This window comes from Tamilnaduibacter salinus (assembly GCF_003096655.1).
Taxonomy (GTDB): domain Bacteria; phylum Pseudomonadota; class Gammaproteobacteria; order Pseudomonadales; family Oleiphilaceae; genus Tamilnaduibacter; species Tamilnaduibacter salinus.
In genome coordinates this window covers 77,789-96,382 of sequence record NZ_QEKQ01000007.1, presented here as the reverse complement: position 1 = coordinate 96,382, position 18,594 = coordinate 77,789, and the positions used below count along the sequence as shown (strand labels likewise).

Genomic DNA, 18,594 nt, shown 5'->3' with positions numbered 1-18,594 from the left:
GCCCTGTTACACGCGGTGTTAGGATATGAATGATCAGCGATGGAAGGGCCTGCTCCTGGCTTTGGCGGTTGGAGCGGTCGGGTGTGCCGGCCCCGGGCCGGAACAGGATGGGCGTTACTACACCTGGGTGGATGCGTCCGGTCAGGTGCGCCATACCCGCATCGCGGAACAGCGGATGGAAGACCGGGCCGGAACCGCGCGCGCCGACACGACGTCGGCAAACACCCGAGCCCGCCGCAATACCTCGACTTCCCGGGACAAAGGCGCCTCGTCAGCATCCCCCCAGTCGCCGGAGTCGACGACCGGGGAGTCCCGGGATGATGACGAGGCGCTGGCGTATACCCTGGAGAACTACCCGGACGGAAATGAGCTGGCGCGCCAGGGTTTTGTGCGCGAGGGCGGTCCCAGACCGTACTTCACCTGGCGGGATGCGACCGGGGAGCTACGGAACACGCCCTACCAACCGGAGCCGGGCGCATTCACGGATGACGCCGGAGAGCCCGAGGCGCCATCGCTGACCCCAGCGCGGGAGATCGTCGCGGACAGCGGTTCACCGACGCGGGCACCCAACCCGGAGGCGCTGTCGAATATGGGCGTGGAAACCGAGGGGCCGTCGCTGATCGAGCAATGGCAGCGGACGTGCTGCGAGTCGTTGCCGGTGGCGGATGCCGTCCCCTGGGACGCGAGCCGGGCGTTTGGTGCCGGGCTGGATCCGTCCGGTCCCCGTTATGACTTCGCCAGTGGCAAAAGCCATTACCGGCTGGTGTCGCTTCCTTCGGCCAGTAAGGCACCGGCCCTGGTTCTGCAGTTGCGATCATACGTTCGTGATGGGGTCGTGCTGCCCACGCTGGTCTTCCTGGACCAGTCCATGGAGGTCCGGCGGCTGATCACAGATGTCACCTATCGGTTTGAGCCGGAGAGCTGGTCCCGCCGGGCGTTCCTGGAAGCGCGCCTGGCGGCCTATCCCGCCCAGGGCGAGGCGTGGCTGCTGATCCTCACGCGTCAGGCGGATCAGCAGGGGCAGACCGTCTACGAGACCGATGAGGGCCCTGAGGTGATTCCCCACGCGCCGACCGGTGAAATCGGGCTACAACAGCACCGTTAGCCGCCGAGGCATCACACGCCTCGCCAAATCAAAGGCGGGCGCAGAGTGCTGCCTCGACGGTTGCTGGTCGTCGAACCAGGGCCTCGTTCAGTCTTCGGGCTGGGACAGATCCGTCCATTGCTGCGACAGCCAGTAGAAACGCCCGTCGCCGGCCGGGTAGGTGCAGTTGTAACGGAACCGACGGCTGTCGAATGCCGTATCGGCCTGAACGGTGACGGAAGAGCCACCGTCGGTCCGGATGGTTGGCAGTTTGCCACGGCCAGAGCCGTAACAGGTGAGCCTGGCCGGCTCGAACCCATCGGGCAGCGCCAGTGTCATGGACGGTGGGTTGGAATCGACGACACTGTCTGGCAGAGAGTCCGCTGGAACAGGCAGCGCCAGGCTTCGCAGTTTGGTGGGCAGTGTGTCGAGCTGACCATAGGCCGTGGCCATTGGGAAACGGGGCAGGCGGGTCTGGCCGGACGTCTCACCGACGGGCCCTGAATGTTGGCCATAGCCCAGCCATCCCCGATCGCGGACCAGCGCCTCGGTGGCGGCATCGTATTCGCCATAGGGGTAGGCAAACAGGCCCGGTCGTTCTCCGATTTCGGTTTCAAGACGCTCGTAAGCCTTGTCCAGGCTGTCTGTGACGCGCTTGCGCCACGCCGACTCGGTCTCGCCGGGCCGGCGGGGCAGGTGGGCGTGATCCGCGCTGTGATTGGCAATGGTGACGAGCTCGTGATCGGCCAGCTCCCGGAGCTGGTCCCAGCTCATGCTGTCCTGGCGTCCTTCGTCCACGGGCTGGGTATTCACGAAAACCGTGAATGGCATGCCACGTTCCAGCAGGATCGGTGCGGCGGTTTCATGGATCGAGCTGTAAGCGTCGTCAAAGGTGATGGCTACCGTGGGCGTGTCGTCGCCATTACCGCTGAGTTGTCGCTGGGTTGCGGCCTTCAGCGGTTTGACAGGGATCCCAAGTGATTCGATGCGATCCAGCTGGGCCCTGAACAGCGAGGGAGTTGTGCTGGTGGCCGCCGGCGTGTCATTGCTGACGTGGTGGTACTGGAGAATGGCGAGATCCGCGTGAGAGACGCCGCTCAGCAGCGTCAGCACCAGGAACCCGCCTGTGTGAAACCGTCCTGCCTTGAGTCTCATGATGTCCTCTTAAGACGATGCGCGGTAATAGTGACGCAGTCGGGTGAAGGCCTCATTGATCGCCTGAATCGCCTCGCTGGAACCACCCCGATCCGGATGTGACTGCATTGCCCGTCGCCGGAAGGCGCGCTTCACCCCGGCGAAGTCGGACGGTAACTCATACAATCCCAATGTGCCAGCGGCTTCCTGCAGCTCGGCGGTGTCCATTGACCGGGCGCTCTGACCGGACCAGAAGTCGTCCAGCATACGCTGGACGGTGCTCTCCGGCAGCTCATAGCCCGAAAGGTCCAGATAGAAGGCCCGCAGGTCGTCGTGCCGGTCCGGGAGGCCATCGCCTGCTACCGTCTCTTCTCGGTAGAGACGGATCAGCAGGGGCGAGATGGCAACCGATTCCCCCTCCGGCGCCAGCTCGTCCCGCAGCCGGTACAGGCAGTGGAATACCAGAAAGTGCGCTGGATAGAGCCGGGCGGGGTCGCTGAAATCGATGTCGCCCAGAAGCTCCCAGGGCCGGTTCTGCAACGAGCGGATCAGCGATAGCTCGGAGAGCCCGGCCGGATGCTCCCGGAGCAGGGTTTCCACGGCCACCATGAGATGACCCAGATGATCCTGGAGCGCGTCAGTGCCTGCGAGCGGCATTCGGGAATCAGTCATAGTAGCAAGATTAAGCGAATCGCCTCGCCCATAAAAGCCCTGTGACTGACGAGCTGCGGGTGAATCCGGTATACTCCCGCCTCATTTCCATCAGAGTGTCGGTGGCATGGCAAACGAGACGCTGGACCCGAAAGAGCATCACAAAGAGCAGAACCGGCTCCAGAAGAAGCTGCGCCGGGACGTTGGTCAGGCGATTGCCGACTTCGACATGATCGGCGCCGGTGACAAGGTGATGTGTTGCCTCAGTGGTGGCAAAGACTCCTACACCATGCTCGATATCCTCCTGAACCTGCAGCGCAGTGCGCCGGTCCGGTTTGATCTGATTGCAGTCAACCTGGATCAGAAGCAGCCGGGATTTCCCGAACACGTCCTGCCGGACTATCTCTCAAAGCTCGGCATTGAGTATCACGTAATCGAAAAAGACACCTATTCCATTGTCAAGGAAAAGGTGCCGGAAGGGAAAACCACCTGCGGGCTATGCTCGCGCCTGCGCCGGGGCATTCTCTATAACTTTGCCGAAGAGCAGGGCGTGACCAAGATTGCCCTGGGCCACCACCGGGACGACCTGCTGGAAACCCTGTTCCTGAACATGTTCTACGGCGGGACCCTCAAGACCATGCCGCCCAAGTTGCGCAGTGATGATGGTCGTAACCAGGTCATTCGACCGCTGGCCTATGCGCGCGAAGAGGACATTGCCCGTTACGCCGAGTTGCGTGAGTACCCGATCATTCCCTGCAACCTCTGTGGTTCTCAGGAGAATCTCCAGCGCCAGGTGGTGAAAGACATGCTGCAAAGCTGGGACAGAGACCATCCGGGGCGCCTGGAGAGCATGTTTCGGGCGATCTGCAACGTCAAGCCCTCCCATCTGGCGGATCCGTCGATCCACGATTTTGCGGACCCGGAAGGCGGTTCCGCCCAGCCGGCGACGGTGATGCCGACCAATGACAGCGGCGGCTATGGCCGCGTGGATGTGCTCAACCTGTGAGCACGGCCTGCTGATGGCTGTTCTCGGAGTGACTGGCCAGCTGGTGACTCAGGAGTTCCTCGAAGCGGACGACCTTCTGGTGGCCCTGAATGGACGTCAGCTCCGCCCATAACCTCGTAACGCCTGCCACATCATCGCTTACCGGCGGCCAGGTGGACTGTACCCACTGGAGCGCGCTGATGCCGACGGCTGCGGCATAACAGGTGTTGGTGATCAGCTCGTCGTCCGGTGCCTCCAGAAACCGGTGCTGGCTCGCGTAGCCGCGTACGCGGCTCGCCTGCTCCGGCCGGTATGCCAGATACTGATCCCAGACCTGGCGATGGAGTTCCGGGGTAATACCGAACAACCCCAGTGTGCCCGGTTCGGCGGCGTGCCAGGGGTCGAACTCCCGCAGGCTGGCGGCGCTGAAGAGAACGTCTTCCAGTAATGGGTGAGGGCCGCCCAACGCTTCGGAAACGGGGCGAATGACATGCGTGATGAGTGCGTGAGCCCGGGACATCGTCAGGGACCTCTCGTTCAGGGAAACCGAACTGTCAGTTTCCTCAGGCCACACAACCGGCAGTTAGCACCGGTTTCCAAGATCCACTTGAGCAAAAACGCCTAAGTTCATGTTCAAGCTAGACCAGCCTGGTAAGGCGGTCAATTGTGAATGCCGAAAAACGATACAGAACGACGGGTTCTGAGAAACACGCTGCAATTCCCGGGCCACTAGTGCGCCATGCTGAGGGCCATCCAGGGAATGGTCCAGATGCCAAATCCAATCATCAGCACACCGGCACCCCGGCGGAAGTACGGATTGCTCCGAAGTCGCTGAAGCGAGCGTGCGGCCATGCCGGTGAGCAGCATGGAGGGCAGGGTGCCGAGCCCGAAGCAGAGCATGGTCAGCATGGCTTGTGGCACAGTGGGCTGGAGTGCGGCCCACGCGAGCGTGCTGTAAACCAGACCACACGGTAGCCAGCCCCAGAGAATACCCAGAAGCAGGGACTGATGAGGGTGACGAATCGGCAACAGTTTGCCGGTCAGTGGTGAGAGGCGCCGCCAGAGTGGCGCGCCGATGCGTTCAATCACACTGATGCCCTGCCACCATTGTCCGATGGACAGCCCCATGAGAATCAGCAGGGCAGCCGCCAGGCTCCGTAAGACCGGGCCAAGGGCCTTGAGTTCACCGACGGCCGACGTGCTGAGGAACGCCAACAGGCTGGTCAGAAGAACATAGCTGCCGATACGCCCGCCGTTGAAACACAGCAGGTAGGCTAGCTGGCGCCACCGAAAGCTTCGGCCCGTCGGCAGGGCCATGGAAAGGGAAGCGCTGATGCCGCCGCACATACCGATACAATGGGTGCTGCCGAGCAGGCCGACCAGAAAAGCAGCCGGGTAGCTTACCGGCATGTCAGGCATCATCATCATCGTCGCGGGGGGTCCTCTGGGTTGTCGGAAGGAGTCGGTGATTCCGTCTCTGCTGCGTCGTTAGTGTTCGCCCTGGCGCCAGGCGGAATCATGTCTTCGTCGTCATCGTAAAGAATCTGATGGGCCGGACCATCGAGGTCATCGTACTGACCGTTTTTGACGGCCCAGGAGAAGATGCCGATACCGACGGCAACGAGGAGCAGTGTCAGCGGGACCAGCAGATAGACGATTTCCATGACTCACCTTGCGGGATTGGACGACGGAAGCGATGCCGGATTCATGGTAACGCGGTAGCCGGCGCCAGGCGATGACGCCATCCCGAGTCGCAGGGCGTTGAGTACCACCACCAGGGAACTGGCGGACATCCCCAGTGCGGCCAGCCAGGGCGGGACAATGCCCGCGGCTGCCAGCGGCAGGGCAGTGATGTTGTAACCCAGGGCCCACCCGAGATTCTGGCGAATCGTTCGCCGGGTCCGGCGAGCCAGCGTCAGGGCTTCGGGCACGCTGGCCAGCTGTTGCCGGAGCAGGATGGCATCCGCCTGGAGCTGGGTCAGGTCCGCGGCCCGGCCAAGCGCGACCGAAACGTGGGCGCCCGCCATGACGGGCAAATCGTTCAGGCCATCACCCACCATCAGGATTCGGTGCCCCTGGTGCTCAAGGGCTTTCAGCGCATTCAGCTTGTCTTCGGGGGTGCACTCGCCCCGCCAGGCATGGATGCCGGTTGCCTGCGCGACCTCGGCGACGTGGGTTGAGCGATCACCGCTGAGCAGGTGCGTCTCAAGCCCCCGGGCCGTCAGCGCCTGCACGGTCTCGATGGCGTCCGGGCGCAGCCGGTCATCAAGGTGGAAGCGAGCCACCAGTTGGTTGCCGACGGTCAGCCCGATGATCATGCCCGCGTGGTCGGGAAGGGGGAGATCGGATTGCGCCTGGAGAAAGCCCGCGTGACCAATGGCCACCGTTTGGCCCTGCCACTGCCCGCTCAGTCCGCCGGCGACGTGATTCCGAACGCCGTCGACCGACCAGCTAGGGCGACGGAATGGTTTGAACGCCTGAGCCACAGGGTGCTCCGAGTGCACTTCCAGAGCGGCGGCGAGGGACAGGCAATCGTCTTCGGACCAGTTCGCCAGGGCATCTGTTCCGGTCAGCGTCAGGCTGCCCTGGGTCAACGTGCCGGTCTTGTCGAACACCACCGTATCAATGGTGGCCAGCGATTCGAGTGTGTGGCCACGGGCTGGTAGAAACCCCCGGCGCCGCAGCGCATTGGTGGCGCTGGTCAGGGCCGTGGGCGTGGCCAGCGACAGGGCGCAGGGGCAGGTTACGACCAGCACCGCCAACATGATGTCGAAGGCTCGCCCCGTACCCGCCAGCCACCATCCCAGCCCGACCAGGGGAGCGACCACCAGCAGCGTGCCGACGAACACGGCGGCCACGCGATCGGCCACACGGGCCGCCCGGGGGCGTTCGGCCTGAACCCGATCCATGATGCGCAGTATCCCGGCCAGCCGGGTGCCCGCGCCGGCGCGTGTCATGGCGATGACCAGCGGCTGGTCGCCATTGACCGTGCCGGCATGGACGGCGTCCCCCGGCTGCCGGGAGACCGGGACATACTCGCCGGTGAGGGCGGCTTCGTTGACTGTGGTCTGACCGGAGACAACCTCGCCGTCCACGGGAATGGTATCGCCCGGATAGAGTCGGATGTGATCCCCGGGTGTCAGCTCATGAATGGAGACGATCGCTTCCTGCTGACCGTTGATCCGATTGGCGATCGTCGGAGTCTGGCTGCCTGCCGCCTGGTCGCTCAGACCCGCCCGGTGTCGGGCCTGCATCTCGATGTAGCGTCCCAGAGAGAGGAAGAAGGTGAACATGCAGACCGACTCGAAATAGACCTCCTCTCCACCGAAGACCGTGACGACCGCGCTGGCACTGTAGGCGAGTCCGATCGCCAGAGCCACCGGCACATCCATGGACAGGTGGCGGGTGCGTAGGTCACGCCACGCATTCCGGAAGAAAGGCCGGGCGCTATACAGCACCACCGGCGTCGCAACAAGCAGGCTCACCCAGCGGAAAAACGTTTCCAGATTGCCAGACACGCCATCAATGAGACCGAAATACAGAGGCACAGCCAGCATCATGCTCTGCATGCCGCCAATACCGGCGACGCACAGGCGTATCAGCGCCGAGCGACTTTCCTGCTGCCGTCGATGATCAGCCTCGCTGGCATCCCAGGGGCTGGCGTCGTAGCCAAGCTCATGGATGGCGCGGAAAAGGTCACTCAGGGCAACCTCATCCGGGTACCAGATCAGACTGGCGCGATGGGTGGTGTGGTTGACCGTCAGATGCTCCGCGCCGTGCTGCTGGCCAAGATGGTGCTCCAGAAGCCAGATACAGGCTGCACAGCTGATACCGCTGATCAGCAGGCTGGCCTCGCGCCGCTTACCATCTGGCAGGGCGCTTACGAACGAACGTTGGACGAGTTCATGGTCGTACAACGCAATCCGGCGCGACTCGGTGTCCGTCAGGGTGCGAGCGGTGGGCTGCGGTGCGGTCCGGTAGCGATAGACAGCGTCCAGATCCTCATCGATGATCAACTGGCAAACAGCCCGGCAGCCCTCGCAGCAAAACGAGCGCGGTTCGCCCCGAAGTGTCAGCGTGACCGCTGCCCCTCCGGTTAAAGGCTCGTCACAGTGATAGCAGCTGCCGGTCGCCACAGTCAGCCCTGGGTTGCCGGAACCAGAGTCAGCGGGTCCTTGAGCGGCAACGAGGCTTCACCGGTCAGGCGCCAGTCGTTGTCGGGCCCCCGTACCTCCAGGTACCAGCGGTTCTCCAGTGCCGCGGGCAGGGTTGCCCGGTAGTGGCCTTCCCCCTGATGAATCAGCCGCAGCCTCTGGTCGCGGTCGCCAAGGGTGGGATGGAACAGGTTCAGCATCAGGAACGGGAAGGGTCTTTCCCGGTTGGCCGCACCGGATAGATCGACGCGGACCAGCTCGCCGTCCACCCGCATTGAGGCGGACAGGCCCAGTGCCGCTGCCCGGCGGTCCCGGGACAGTTCCTGATTGATGGCCAGCCCCTTCTCGTAATAGTCGTCATTGACCATGGCATTTTCGGACTGGATTGCCATGGTGATCATGAAAATGCACCAGACGATGGTGATGAGCGGAATCGAAAGAATGAACCAGGGCCAGAACTGACGATACCAGGGCTGTGTGTCTTCGACTGTACGTTGTTTCATGCTGATGTCCTGAGCGTGCTAGCGGCTTGGTCCGATGAACCGACTTTCCGTTTCCGCGGACAGCGGTGGTTGACCCTGTGACTCGATACGGAAGCGGATGTCTGTGCGGGATTGGGTCAGTGATTCGGGGCTGATCTCCACGACCGTGGGCAGCGTCCGGTTGGCGCCCGGATCGAGCTGGATTTCGTCACGGGTGATCAGCTGGGTGCTTTCCGGCCCTGACACACTGATCCGGAATGTCTGTGGCACCTCCGTCATGTTCTGGACCTTGAGCGTGTAGGAGTTCTCCAGCATGCCGCGCCCGTTCATCTGATAGAGCTGACCGCGGTCCCGCAATACGTCAAGCTCGACCGGCACCCGCATGACCAGCGTGATGGCGATCGCGGCGATCATGGCCACCAGTGCGGCGCCATAGCCGAATGTGCGTGGCCGCAGGAACTTCGAGGGCTTTCCCTCCAGCTCATTCTCGGTGACATACCGGATCAGTCCGGTCGGGTAGTTCATTCGCTCCATCACCTGATCGCAGGCGTCAATGCACAGGGCGCAACCAATGCACTCATACTGGAGACCGTCACGGATATCGATGCCGGTCGGGCACACCTGGACGCACTGGCCGCAGTCGATACAGTCTCCCAGACCCAGTTCAGCCGGATCAGCGGATTTCTTGCGACCGCCCCGCGGCTCGCCACGGTTATAGTCGTACGCGACGACCCGGGTGTCCTCGTCGTACATCACCGACTGAAAACGGGCGTATGGACACATGTAGAGGCAGACCTGCTCCCGCAGCCATCCGGCATTGGTGTAGGTGGCAACGGTGAAGAAGCCGACCCAGAAATAGGCCCAGCCGTTGGCCTGGAGTGTGAACAGATCGGCCAGCAGCTCCCGCACCGGGTAGAAGTAGCCGACGAACGTCAGGCCCGTGGCGAATGCGATCAATAGCCAGACGGCGTGCTTGGAGGCCTTTTTCACGCTCTTCGATGCGCTGTTCGGCGCCTTATCCAGCTTGATCCGTTTGTTCCGGCTGCCTTCGATTTTTTCTTCAACCCACATGAAGATGAAGGTCCACACCGTCTGGGGGCAGGTGTAGCCACACCAGATGCGTCCAAACAGGGTCGTGATGAAGAACAGGCCGAAGGCGGCAATGATCAGCATGCCTGACAGCAGAATGAAATCCTTCGGGAAAAAGGTGGTTCCGAACAGGTGGAATTCACGTGCGGGCAGGTCAAAGTGTATGATCGGCTCGCCGCCGACCTGAATCCAGCAGAACAGGAAGTACATCCCCATCAGCGCCCAGAGGCTGACGAAGCGGATGCGCTGGAAGAACCCCTTGACTGAGCGGGTGTAGATCTTCTTGCGGTTGGCGTAGTGGTCGACGTTCCCGGCTTTTTTCTTCTTATTGGAGGCGTCGTCAGTCGCCGGATCGATCTCTCTGACCGGAATCTGACTGCTCATTGTGACCTCTCAACAGGCGCCGCTGTGGCCGGTGTCCCGGCCACGCCGGCTTTCGTCCGGGCAGTGGCCGGCCCGCATGGGCCGACCACTGTCGGTTGGATTACTGGCCCCGGTTGGACAGACTCCAGACATAGGTGGCCAGGATATGAATCTGGTCGTCGCTGAGACGACCCTCCTGTGCCGGCATTTCGTTCTGCCGGCCGTTCATGACGGTTTCCTTGATCCAGTCGTAGGTGCTGCCGTACAACCAGGCGTCGTCCGTCAGATTCGGTGCCCCCAGTGCCGGGTTCCCTTTGCCGTTCGGCCCGTGGCAGGCCACGCAGGCCTGCTGGAACACCTTCTCGCCGGCTTCGGCCGCCTCGGCGCTGCGTTCCCGATCACTGAAGCTCAGCACGTAGTTTACCACCTGATCGACCTGTTCCGAGGTCATGTTCGGCATGGTGCCCTTGGCCGGCATGGCATTCTGGCGACCGTTATGAAGGGTGGTCTTGATGTTCTCTGGTGAGCCACCCCAGATCCAGGCATCGTCCGTCAGGTTGGGAAAGCCAATCGCGCCCCGCGCGGCGGAACCATGGCAGACAGCGCAGTTGTTGGCGAACAGGCGCTGGCCCATCTGCAATGCGTCCTCGTTCTGCGCGAGCTCCTTGACGGGCGTGTCGGCATAGCGGGCATACAGCTCACCGTAGCGAGCTTCCGCCTTCTGCATTTCCTGTTCCCACTGCTTTTCCTGGGTCCAGCCCAGCAGCCCCTCGAAGCTGCCAAGGCCCGGGTACAGGACCAGGTAGCCCAGGGAAAATACGATGGTCGCCGTGAACAGGTGCACCCACCACTTCGGCAGCGGGTTGTCGTATTCTTCGATGCCGTCGTAGGAGTGACCCGTGGTCTGGTCGGTTTCAAGGTCACTGGACTGACCCCTTCGGACGGACCAGAGCAGCCACCAGCAGCCGAGGACCGTACCGAGCACGATCACACTGATCCAGATGCTCCAAAAGGTACTCATTGATCGTTCTCCGTGTTCTCTTTTCGACGCGTACGCTGGTCGATGTCATCGTCCTCGAAAGGCAGATTGGCGGCTTCGTCATTCGGCTTTCTGCGCTTGGCGCTATAGGCCCACCAGACGATTCCCAGAAACGCCACCATCACGAGCAACGTGTGAATACCGCGCACATCGTTTAAGTCCATGGGGATCACCGTTTGGTCGAAATGACCGTGCCCAGTTGTTGCAGATAGGCCACCAGGGCCTCGATCTCGTATTTGCCACGGACTTTCTCCGGGGCTTGCTCAATCTGCTCATCGGTATAGGGCACGCCCAGAGTCTGCATCGCTTCCATCTTCGGCTGGATGGCCTCAGGGTCCAGCTTGTCCTCAAACAACCATGGGAAGGCCGGCATGTTGGACTCAGGCACAACATCCCGCGGGTTGTAGAGGTGAACCCGGTGCCAGGCGTCCGAGTACCGGCCGCCCACGCGTGCCAGATCCGGGCCCGTGCGCTTGGACCCCCAGAGGAAGGGCCGCTCATAGACGAACTCGCCGGCCACCGAATAGTGGCCATAACGCTCGGTTTCCGCCCGGAATGGCCGCACCATCTGCGTGTGACAGACGTGGCAGCCTTCGCGGATATAGATATCGCGTCCTGACAGCTCCAGCGCCGACAGCGGCTCCAGTCCGTCAACTGGCTCGTTGACGGATTTCAGGAAGAACAGCGGCACAATTTCCACCAGAAACGCCGTGCTGATGACCAGAATGATCAGGATGCTCATCAACCCGAGGTTTTTCTCGACAATTTCGTGCTTCATGGTCACTCGCTCCTGCTTCAGGCGGCCTGCGGCGCGCTATTGTCCAACGCAACGGCGTCTTTCTGGCGGACGGTCATCCAGGCGTTATACGCCATGACGAGCATGCCGCTCAGGAAAATCGCCCCGCCGATGAAGCGAACCAGGTAACCCGGTTTGGAGGCTTCCAGAGCTTCCACAAAGCTGTAGGTCAGGGTGCCGTCAGCGTTCACGGCACGCCACATCAGGCCCTGCATGATGCCGTTGACCCACATCGCGACGATGTACAGTACGGTGCCGATCGTGGCCAGCCAGAAGTGGATGTTGATCAGGTTGACGCTGTACATTTTCGACACGCCCCACAGCTTGGGAACCAGGTGATAGGTCGCGCCGATGGAAATCATGGCAACCCAGCCCAGCGCACCGGAGTGCACGTGGCCGATGGTCCAGTCGGTGTTGTGGGAGAGGGCATTGACGGTCTTGATGGCCATCATCGGCCCTTCAAACGTGGACATGCCGTAGAACGACAGGGACACCACCAGGAAGCGCAGGATCGGGTCCGTGCGCAGTTTGTGCCAGGCACCGGAGAGGGTCATCATGCCGTTGATCATGCCGCCCCAGCTCGGTGCGAGCAGGATCAGGGACATCACCATGCCGGCCGTCTGCGCCCAGTCGGGCAGCGCACTGTAGTGCAGGTGATGACCACCAGCCCATACATAGGTCGCCAGCAGCGCCCAGAAGTGAACGATCGACAGGCGGTAGGAGTAGACGGGCCGATCCGCCTGCTTGGGCACGAAGTAGTACATCATGCCGAGGAAGCCGGCAGTCAGGAAGAAGCCGACAGCGTTATGTCCCCACCACCATTGCATCATGGCGTCGGTGACGCCTGCATAGATGGAGTAGGACTTGAATGCCGATACCGGCAGCTCAAGGTTGTTGCCGATGTGGAGCACGGCCACGGTGATGATGAATGCGCCGTAGAACCAGTTGGCCACGTAGATGTGCTTGGCCTTGCGCTTCATGATCGTCCCGAAGAACACCATCGCGTAGGCGACCCAGACCACAGTAATCAGGATGTCGATCGGCCACTCGAGCTCGGCATACTCCTTGGTGGAAGTGAAGCCCATGGGAAGGGTGATGCAGGCGAGTACGAGCACCAGGTTCCAGCCCCAGAAGGTGAAGGCCGCAAGTCCGTCCGACAGCAAACGAGCCTGGCAGGTGCGCTGTACCACGTAGTAGGACGTCGCAAAGAGGGCGCTACCGCCGAAACCGAAAATCACCAGGTTGGTGTGAAGCGGGCGCAGGCGCCCGAAGTGAGTCCAGGGCAGATCCAGGTTCATGGATGGCCAGTACAGTTGGGAGGCGATCAGCACCCCCATGGCCATCCCCAGAATGCCCCAGACAACTGTCATGATGGTGAACTGTCGCACCACCTTGTAGTTGTAGGTGAGGTCGAAGTTTGCTGTGCTCATTGGCCTTACCAGTGGGTTTCAAGTGGAGAGTCTTTGTGGGCGCAAAGTATGGGGAAACCGCCCTCCATTTGCAATGACACAAATGGGGTAATTTGCCGTCGGGAACGGCGGCATGGGCCTATTGACAGTGTTTTGCGCAGCGCCTGTGATAGGCTTGGCGCCGACATGTCCACCGGCTGGTGGACGGCCCCGGGACCCCGTTTCAACATAGCAGACAGGAGAGACGTTTTGCCTGCGAATGATCGCCTGACCGATGGTCAGGGCCCGTTAACGCTACTGCTTGCCCACGGTGCTGGTGCGCCGATGGATTCCCCGTTCATGGAGGCTCTGGCACGGGAGATTGGCGCTACCGGCGTTCGCGTCGTCCGCTTTGAGTTCGGTTATATGCAGAAACGCCGGGAAGATGGTCGCAAACGGCCGCCGTCGGCCGCCAACACGCTCAAAAAAGCGTTTCGTGAGCAGATTGACACACTGACGTCGGAGAATCCGGTGGTCATCGGTGGCAAGTCGATGGGCGGCCGCATCGCCAGTGAGCTGGCGGCCGATGCGGACCTCGCTGCTCAGGGCGTGATCGGTTGTGCCTGTTTCGGGTATCCGTTCCATCCGCCTGGCAAGCCGGACCGATGGCGCACTGATCACTTCAAAGCGTTGCGAATGCCGTTGTTGATCCTGCAGGGCACGCGGGACCCGTTCGGTCGGCAGGACGAGGTGACCGACCACCTGACCCCCCTGTTGCCCGCCATCCGGCTGCACTGGCTTGAGAGCGGCGAACATGACTTCAAGCCCACCCGTCAGAGTGGCCGGACCCAGGATGATCTGATCCGGGAAGCGGCCTCAGTGTTTTCGGGCTGGCGGGCCGGGCTGGAGGTTGACGGTCATGGATGAGCTTCTGCTGTTCTGCCGTCCGGGGTTTGAAGTGGAAGCCGGGCAGGAAATGACGGATGCGCTGGCGGAAAAGAGCATGGCGGGGTACTTCCGGCCTGATAAAGGCTCAGGAACGGTGCGTTTCATGCTGGCGGACGGTTCCGTTGCCCGGGACGCCATGAGTGCCGTCGGGCTGGATACGCGGGTTTTTGTTCGTGACTGGTTTCCGGTGTCCCTGTCGCTGGATCTGCCCGAGAGCGACCGTGTGGGTGCCGTCCTTGAATGCCTGCGGGCTGCCGGTGGCAACTGGCAGGCCGGGCGGGTTGAGGTGCGGGTGCCTGAAAGCGCATCGACCGATCTCAGCGTCTTTGCCCGTAAGTGGGTGGCACCATTGTCGCAGGCCCTTCGAAAGACCGGATTTCTCGGTGGTGCCGATGTGGCGGGAGAGCGCCGTCTCGAGCTGTTTCTTCCAGATTTTGAAACGGCGTTGATGGGGATCAGCAAGGCACCTGAGCGATCACCATTCCTCTCGGGCGCGCCCCGACTGAAGCTGCCGGCGGACGCCCCCAGTCGCTCGGCGTTGAAGCTGGAAGAGGCGTGGAAAGTGCTGCTTTCGGAGTACGAGCAACGGGAGTGGCTGAGTGACGGGCGACAGGCGGTCGATCTGGGCGCAGCGCCCGGCGGCTGGACCTGGCAGCTTGTGCGTCGGGGCATGATGGTGACGGCCGTCGATAACGGCCCGATGGATGAAGCGCTGATGGCAACCGGTCAGGTGACCCATGTGCAGGAAGACGGCTACCGATGGCGTCCGGCCCACCCGGTTGACTGGATGGTCTGCGACATCGTCGACCGTCCCCGCCGGACCGTGGACATGGTCGGGGACTGGCTGGCGGCCGGCCTGTGCCGATGGAGCCTTTTCAACCTGAAGCTCCCCATGAAGCAGCGCTATGAGGAGTGGCTGATCTGCCGGGACCTACTGCTGGAGCGCGCGTCGACCGAGGACTTTCGCGTTCAGCTCTCGGCACGGCAGCTCTACCATGACCGGGAAGAGATCACCGTCCTCGCGGTCGCCTACTGACCGCGCCGTATAAAGTAGACATACCGCTCCTCCGAGTGATCCTCACCGACCAGGTCGTGATTGAGAAACTGGCAGAATCGTGGCACGTCGCGACTGGTGGACGGATCCGTCGCAATCACCCGGAGAACCCCGCCCACCGGGACTTCCGCGATCCGGTTATGCAGCATCATGACGGGCTCCGGGCAGGTCAGCCCGGTTGCGTCCAGCGTCATATCAAACGTCGGCTCGGTCATGATGCCCCCTCTGTGTGACCCTCTCACACCCCATCTGGATCCGGCGTGCTATGTTGGGATTATAAGATCAATGGCTTGTGGAGGTCACCATCATGATCCGAGTTCTGATTGAACGGCACATTGCGGAGTCTCTGGAACCGTATTATGAGGAGCGTTCGCGGCAACTGCTGCAACGGGCGGTCACTGCGCCGGGCTTTATTTCCGGGGAGACGCTGGTGGATCTGAGCGATCCCAACCACCGGATGACGCTCTGCAACTGGCGTTCGGTGGCGGACTGGGACCATTGGTACCGGTCCCAGGAGCGCCAGGGGCTGATGGATGAGCTGGTCGCCCTGCTTGAGCGGGAGGAGAAGGTCACCATTCTCGAACAGAGTTAGGGTAGGGGCCTTGGAGGCGCTCGATTTTCCTAACGCCGCAATCGCGTATTCACCAGCCCCGCACCCACGATCAGCGCGCAGCCCAGTGCCTGTTCCAAAGTGAAGGGCTCGGACCAGAACAGCCAGCCGAGCAGCGCCGCGAACAGCACTGACGAGTAGGTGAACTGGCCGATACGCCCGGCCGGGGCGATGCGATAGGCGGTCGTGATCAGCATCTGCGCCAGGGTCGCGCAGGCAGCCAGAGCAATCAGCCACAACCATTGGGTGGGCGTTGGCGTTTGCCAGCCGGCGATGGCAGCCGGTGCCGTCACCATGGTGCCGAAGAGCCCGAAGTAAAAGACGATACGGGCGCTGGGCTCGGTGACGCCCATGCGCCGGATCGTGACCTTGGCGGTCGCACCGAGCAGAGCGCCGAGCAGGCCGGCGGCGACGAACAGGTAATCCTGGAAGCCGGCCGCCGTCGGGTCGAGAATCACAAGCACGCCGGCAAATCCGGCGGCAATGGTCAGCCAGGCGGCCCGCGAGGTCGATTCACCGAGCCAGAGCAGGGCGATGATCGGGATAAAGAATGGCGCGGTCAGCTTCAGCAGAATGGCCTCGGTGAGGACCAACTTCTCCAGACTGAAAAAATAGCAGTACATGGCGCTGACGCCGATGACCGCCCGCATCAGGTGAAACCGGAGGTGGCGGGTCTTAAGCCCTGCCGGCCCGGTGCGCACCAGCAGGATTGGCAGCAGAATGGCCAGGCCCAGTGCATTGCGCAGGAACACCAGGACCGCATTCGGCATCTCTGGCGCGAGGTGCTTGATGATGGCGCCCATGATGGCCAGCAGCAGTTCGCCAGCCAGCACGAAAGCGGCCCCCTGCCGGAGGGCCTGGCGGCCCGACGCGCTCATGAACGCTCGCGAACCGGTAGCGCCGCGAGATGGTCGAGGAAGGCCTCGCGGCCCATATCCCCCAGGACTCGAAACTGCGAGAGTTCCCGCCCACTGGCATCGTGGAACAGGATGGCTGGCGGCCCGAACAGGCCCAGTTCCTCAAGCAGCGCCTGTTGCGCGGGGGTGTTGTCGGTAACATCGATCCGGAGCAGGCGATAAGGGGTGAGCGCCTGTCGGACCGACGCGCGGGAAAACACGTTTCGCTCCATCGTTTTACAGGTGATGCACCAGTCGGCATAGAACTCGAGCATCACCGGCTGGTCCTGCTGCGCCGCCTCGTGCAGCGCCTGTTGTAGAGCGGCGGGTTGTTCAATGGTCTCGAATTGCGAGGTCCCGGATGCGGGGTCGCCGACCGGTGGTGTTGCGGTAAACGGGGCCAGAGGCCGGAACGGATCGGAGGCGCCGGCCAGCCCGCCCGCAAACAGGGACACGGCGTAGAGGAGCACCACAACGCCCACGCCCTTGCGGAATCGCGGCCAACCGGTTGCCGCCGGCTCGAGAGTGCCGAGGTGCAATGCAATGCCGATCAGCAGGGCGCCCCACAGCAATAGCGTTGTCCAGCCCGGAAGCAGCCGTTCCAGTAGCCAGACAGCCACCCCGAGTAATAGCCATCCATAGAGTGCCTTGACGGCCATCATCCAGGGGCCGGAGGTGGGCAGAAAACGTTGGCCGCCGACGGCGACCAGAATCAGGGGGACACCCATGCCGAGCGCCATGGCAAACAGGACAATACCGCCCAGAATCGCATTCTGTGTGGCGCTGATATAGAGAAGACTGCCGGCCAGTGGCGCCGAGACGCAGGGCGAGACGATCAGCGCAGAGAGGGCACCAATGCCGAAGACGCCCGCGAGGCGCCCACCGCTGAGCTGACGGCTCGCTGAATCCAGCCGGTTGCGCAGCGCGGCGGGAAGCTGGATGTCGTACAGGCCGAACATGGCCATCGCAAACACCGCGAAGAACGCGGCAAATGTGATCAATACCCAGGGCTGCTGGAGCTGCGCCTGCACATTGAAGCTGGCACCGAGCAGGCCCGTGACCGCACCGGCCGCTGCGTAGGTCAGCGCCATGCCCAGGACATAGCTGATGGCGAGTGTCAGGGCCTGAGCGGTGGTCCGGGTATTCCGGCTGGACACCACCGTGGCGACGATGGGAATCATCGGCAGGACACAGGGCGTGAAGGTCAGGCCGAGCCCGAGCAGGAAAAACAGCCCAACCGCGACCAGCAGACTCTGCTCGGAGAGCAATGCAGCCAGCCCGGTGGCCGTATCGAGTCCTGCCGAAGCGGGTGCTTTTGAATCGCTGCCGGACGATGGTGCACTGCTGTCTCCGGCAATATACAAAACATCACGGGTTTCCGGCGGGTAGCACAGACCGGCTTCGGCGCACCCCTGATAGGTCACCTTCAGCGTCGTCTCCCGTTTGTCCGCGGGCAATGTGACATCAATATGGGCGGTGGCCGGCTCGGTAAACACGGTGACCTGCCCGAAATAGGGATCTTCCCGGTCCTCACCCGCTCTGGAGAACCGGGGGGCGCTGACTGATACGCCCGCTTCGGGAGCTCGGACCTGGACGCGGCCCTGATACAGGTAGTGGCCGGGCGTGACATCCCAGTGCAGCGACAGTCCGGAGTCGGTCAGGGTGGTTTCAAACGGGAATGCCTGATCGACTGGCAGGAAGTCACCGGCCCCCTTTTGCTGGCCCAGATCCAGCGCATGGACAGGCAGGCAGAGCGCCACGAGTACGAGCGCCATCAGGTGTTGTGCCATCGTTAGGGAGTGGGGCGGACGACGCCAGTGTGCCATGGGGATAACGACCTGAGTAAAACAGTGAGTGTGAACGGGTCAGCACTATGAGGCGGGATGGTACCAGAAAGTTCCTGACCCGGGCCGCCCGACCG

General features: G+C 62.4%; 20 protein-coding genes. 5 read left to right on the top strand and 15 right to left on the bottom strand.

All coding sequences use genetic code 11. From position 1 onward, the window contains the following. Positions 1-25 precede the first annotated feature (25 nt). The gene (locus C8D92_RS11460; protein WP_116919437.1) at positions 26-1,105 is read left to right on the top strand and encodes a MalM family protein; all 1,080 of its coding nucleotides are present in this window, start codon (positions 26-28) and stop codon (positions 1,103-1,105) included. An 87-nt stretch (positions 1,106-1,192) separates the two neighbouring features. Here C8D92_RS11460 and C8D92_RS11455 read toward each other — a convergent pair whose 3' ends face one another. Continuing rightward, positions 1,193-2,239 (bottom strand): polysaccharide deacetylase family protein, encoded by a 1,047-nt coding sequence (locus C8D92_RS11455; RefSeq protein ID WP_116919436.1) that lies wholly within the window; start codon positions 2,237-2,239, stop codon positions 1,193-1,195. Positions 2,240-2,248: 9 nt separating this feature from the next. Continuing rightward, positions 2,249-2,875: a DNA-J related domain-containing protein gene (locus C8D92_RS11450; protein ID WP_228151109.1), complete on the bottom strand. Its 627-nt coding sequence runs from the start codon at positions 2,873-2,875 to the stop codon at positions 2,249-2,251. Positions 2,876-2,996: 121 nt separating this feature from the next. Between C8D92_RS11450 and ttcA the strand changes: the two genes are divergently transcribed. Beyond that, positions 2,997-3,875 carry a tRNA 2-thiocytidine(32) synthetase TtcA gene (gene ttcA / locus C8D92_RS11445; protein WP_095610208.1) on the top strand — a complete coding sequence of 293 codons (879 nt, stop codon included), beginning with the start codon at positions 2,997-2,999 and terminating at the stop codon, positions 3,873-3,875. Here the strand turns inward: ttcA and C8D92_RS11440 are convergent. The 10 genes from C8D92_RS11440 to ccoN form a co-directional block, all read right to left on the bottom strand. Continuing rightward, positions 3,865-4,374 carry a hypothetical protein gene (locus tag C8D92_RS11440; protein WP_116919435.1) on the bottom strand — a complete coding sequence of 170 codons (510 nt, stop codon included), beginning with the start codon at positions 4,372-4,374 and terminating at the stop codon, positions 3,865-3,867. The two genes, ttcA and C8D92_RS11440, sit on opposite strands and share 11 nt — an antisense overlap. Positions 4,375-4,583: 209 nt before the next feature. Next, positions 4,584-5,276 carry a sulfite exporter TauE/SafE family protein gene (locus tag C8D92_RS11435; protein WP_095610236.1) on the bottom strand — a complete coding sequence of 231 codons (693 nt, stop codon included), beginning with the start codon at positions 5,274-5,276 and terminating at the stop codon, positions 4,584-4,586. 2 nt (positions 5,277-5,278) lie between these two features. Next, on the bottom strand, positions 5,279-5,518 hold the full coding sequence (ccoS, locus tag C8D92_RS11430) for a cbb3-type cytochrome oxidase assembly protein CcoS (protein ID WP_116919434.1): 240 nt from the start codon (positions 5,516-5,518) through the stop codon (positions 5,279-5,281). Between the two features lie 3 nt (positions 5,519-5,521). Then, complete coding sequence (locus tag C8D92_RS11425; RefSeq protein ID WP_116919433.1) at positions 5,522-7,990, bottom strand: heavy metal translocating P-type ATPase; 2,469 nt, start codon at positions 7,988-7,990, stop codon at positions 5,522-5,524. Positions 7,991-7,992: 2 nt separating this feature from the next. Beyond that, a complete protein-coding gene (locus tag C8D92_RS11420) occupies positions 7,993-8,511 on the bottom strand; it encodes a FixH family protein (RefSeq protein ID WP_095610204.1) in 519 nt (172 codons plus the stop codon). An 18-nt stretch (positions 8,512-8,529) separates the two neighbouring features. Further along, the gene (ccoG, locus tag C8D92_RS11415; protein WP_095610203.1) at positions 8,530-9,963 is read right to left on the bottom strand and encodes a cytochrome c oxidase accessory protein CcoG; all 1,434 of its coding nucleotides are present in this window, start codon (positions 9,961-9,963) and stop codon (positions 8,530-8,532) included. A 100-nt stretch (positions 9,964-10,063) separates the two neighbouring features. Continuing rightward, the gene (gene ccoP / locus C8D92_RS11410; RefSeq protein WP_095610202.1) at positions 10,064-10,963 is read right to left on the bottom strand and encodes a cytochrome-c oxidase, cbb3-type subunit III; all 900 of its coding nucleotides are present in this window, start codon (positions 10,961-10,963) and stop codon (positions 10,064-10,066) included. Beyond that, complete coding sequence (locus C8D92_RS11405) at positions 10,960-11,145, bottom strand: cbb3-type cytochrome oxidase subunit 3 (protein ID WP_095610201.1); 186 nt, start codon at positions 11,143-11,145, stop codon at positions 10,960-10,962. Before C8D92_RS11405 ends, ccoP begins: the two co-directional genes overlap by 4 nt. A 5-nt stretch (positions 11,146-11,150) precedes the next feature. Then, positions 11,151-11,759, bottom strand: coding sequence for a cytochrome-c oxidase, cbb3-type subunit II (ccoO, locus tag C8D92_RS11400; protein ID WP_095610200.1), 609 nt, complete (start codon positions 11,757-11,759; stop codon positions 11,151-11,153). Between the two features lie 17 nt (positions 11,760-11,776). Further along, positions 11,777-13,207: a cytochrome-c oxidase, cbb3-type subunit I gene (gene ccoN / locus C8D92_RS11395; protein ID WP_095610199.1), complete on the bottom strand. Its 1,431-nt coding sequence runs from the start codon at positions 13,205-13,207 to the stop codon at positions 11,777-11,779. A 228-nt stretch (positions 13,208-13,435) separates the two neighbouring features. On the opposite strand from ccoN, the gene C8D92_RS11390 reads away from it, so the two are divergent. Both C8D92_RS11390 and rlmM read left to right on the top strand, forming a co-directional pair. Beyond that, positions 13,436-14,092, top strand: coding sequence for an alpha/beta fold hydrolase (locus C8D92_RS11390; RefSeq protein ID WP_116919432.1), 657 nt, complete (start codon positions 13,436-13,438; stop codon positions 14,090-14,092). Then, positions 14,085-15,149 (top strand): 23S rRNA (cytidine(2498)-2'-O)-methyltransferase RlmM, encoded by a 1,065-nt coding sequence (rlmM, locus tag C8D92_RS11385; protein WP_116919431.1) that lies wholly within the window; start codon positions 14,085-14,087, stop codon positions 15,147-15,149. The genes C8D92_RS11390 and rlmM overlap by 8 nt, the downstream gene beginning before the upstream one ends. Here the strand turns inward: rlmM and tusA are convergent. Next, on the bottom strand, positions 15,143-15,382 hold the full coding sequence (gene tusA, locus C8D92_RS11380) for a sulfurtransferase TusA (RefSeq protein WP_095610196.1): 240 nt from the start codon (positions 15,380-15,382) through the stop codon (positions 15,143-15,145). The two genes, rlmM and tusA, sit on opposite strands and share 7 nt — an antisense overlap. 92 nt (positions 15,383-15,474) lie before the next feature. On the opposite strand from tusA, the gene C8D92_RS11375 reads away from it, so the two are divergent. Continuing rightward, entirely contained in the window at positions 15,475-15,759 is a 285-nt protein-coding gene (locus C8D92_RS11375) for an antibiotic biosynthesis monooxygenase family protein (RefSeq protein WP_095610235.1), read from the top strand. A gap of 29 nt (positions 15,760-15,788) precedes the next feature. On the opposite strand, the gene C8D92_RS11370 is transcribed toward C8D92_RS11375, so the two are convergent. Both C8D92_RS11370 and dsbD read right to left on the bottom strand, forming a co-directional pair. Next, entirely contained in the window at positions 15,789-16,655 is an 867-nt protein-coding gene (locus C8D92_RS11370; protein ID WP_095610195.1) for a DMT family transporter, read from the bottom strand. After that, complete coding sequence (dsbD, locus tag C8D92_RS11365) at positions 16,652-18,499, bottom strand: protein-disulfide reductase DsbD (RefSeq protein WP_095610194.1); 1,848 nt, start codon at positions 18,497-18,499, stop codon at positions 16,652-16,654. The genes C8D92_RS11370 and dsbD overlap by 4 nt, the downstream gene beginning before the upstream one ends. Positions 18,500-18,594 lie beyond the last annotated feature (95 nt).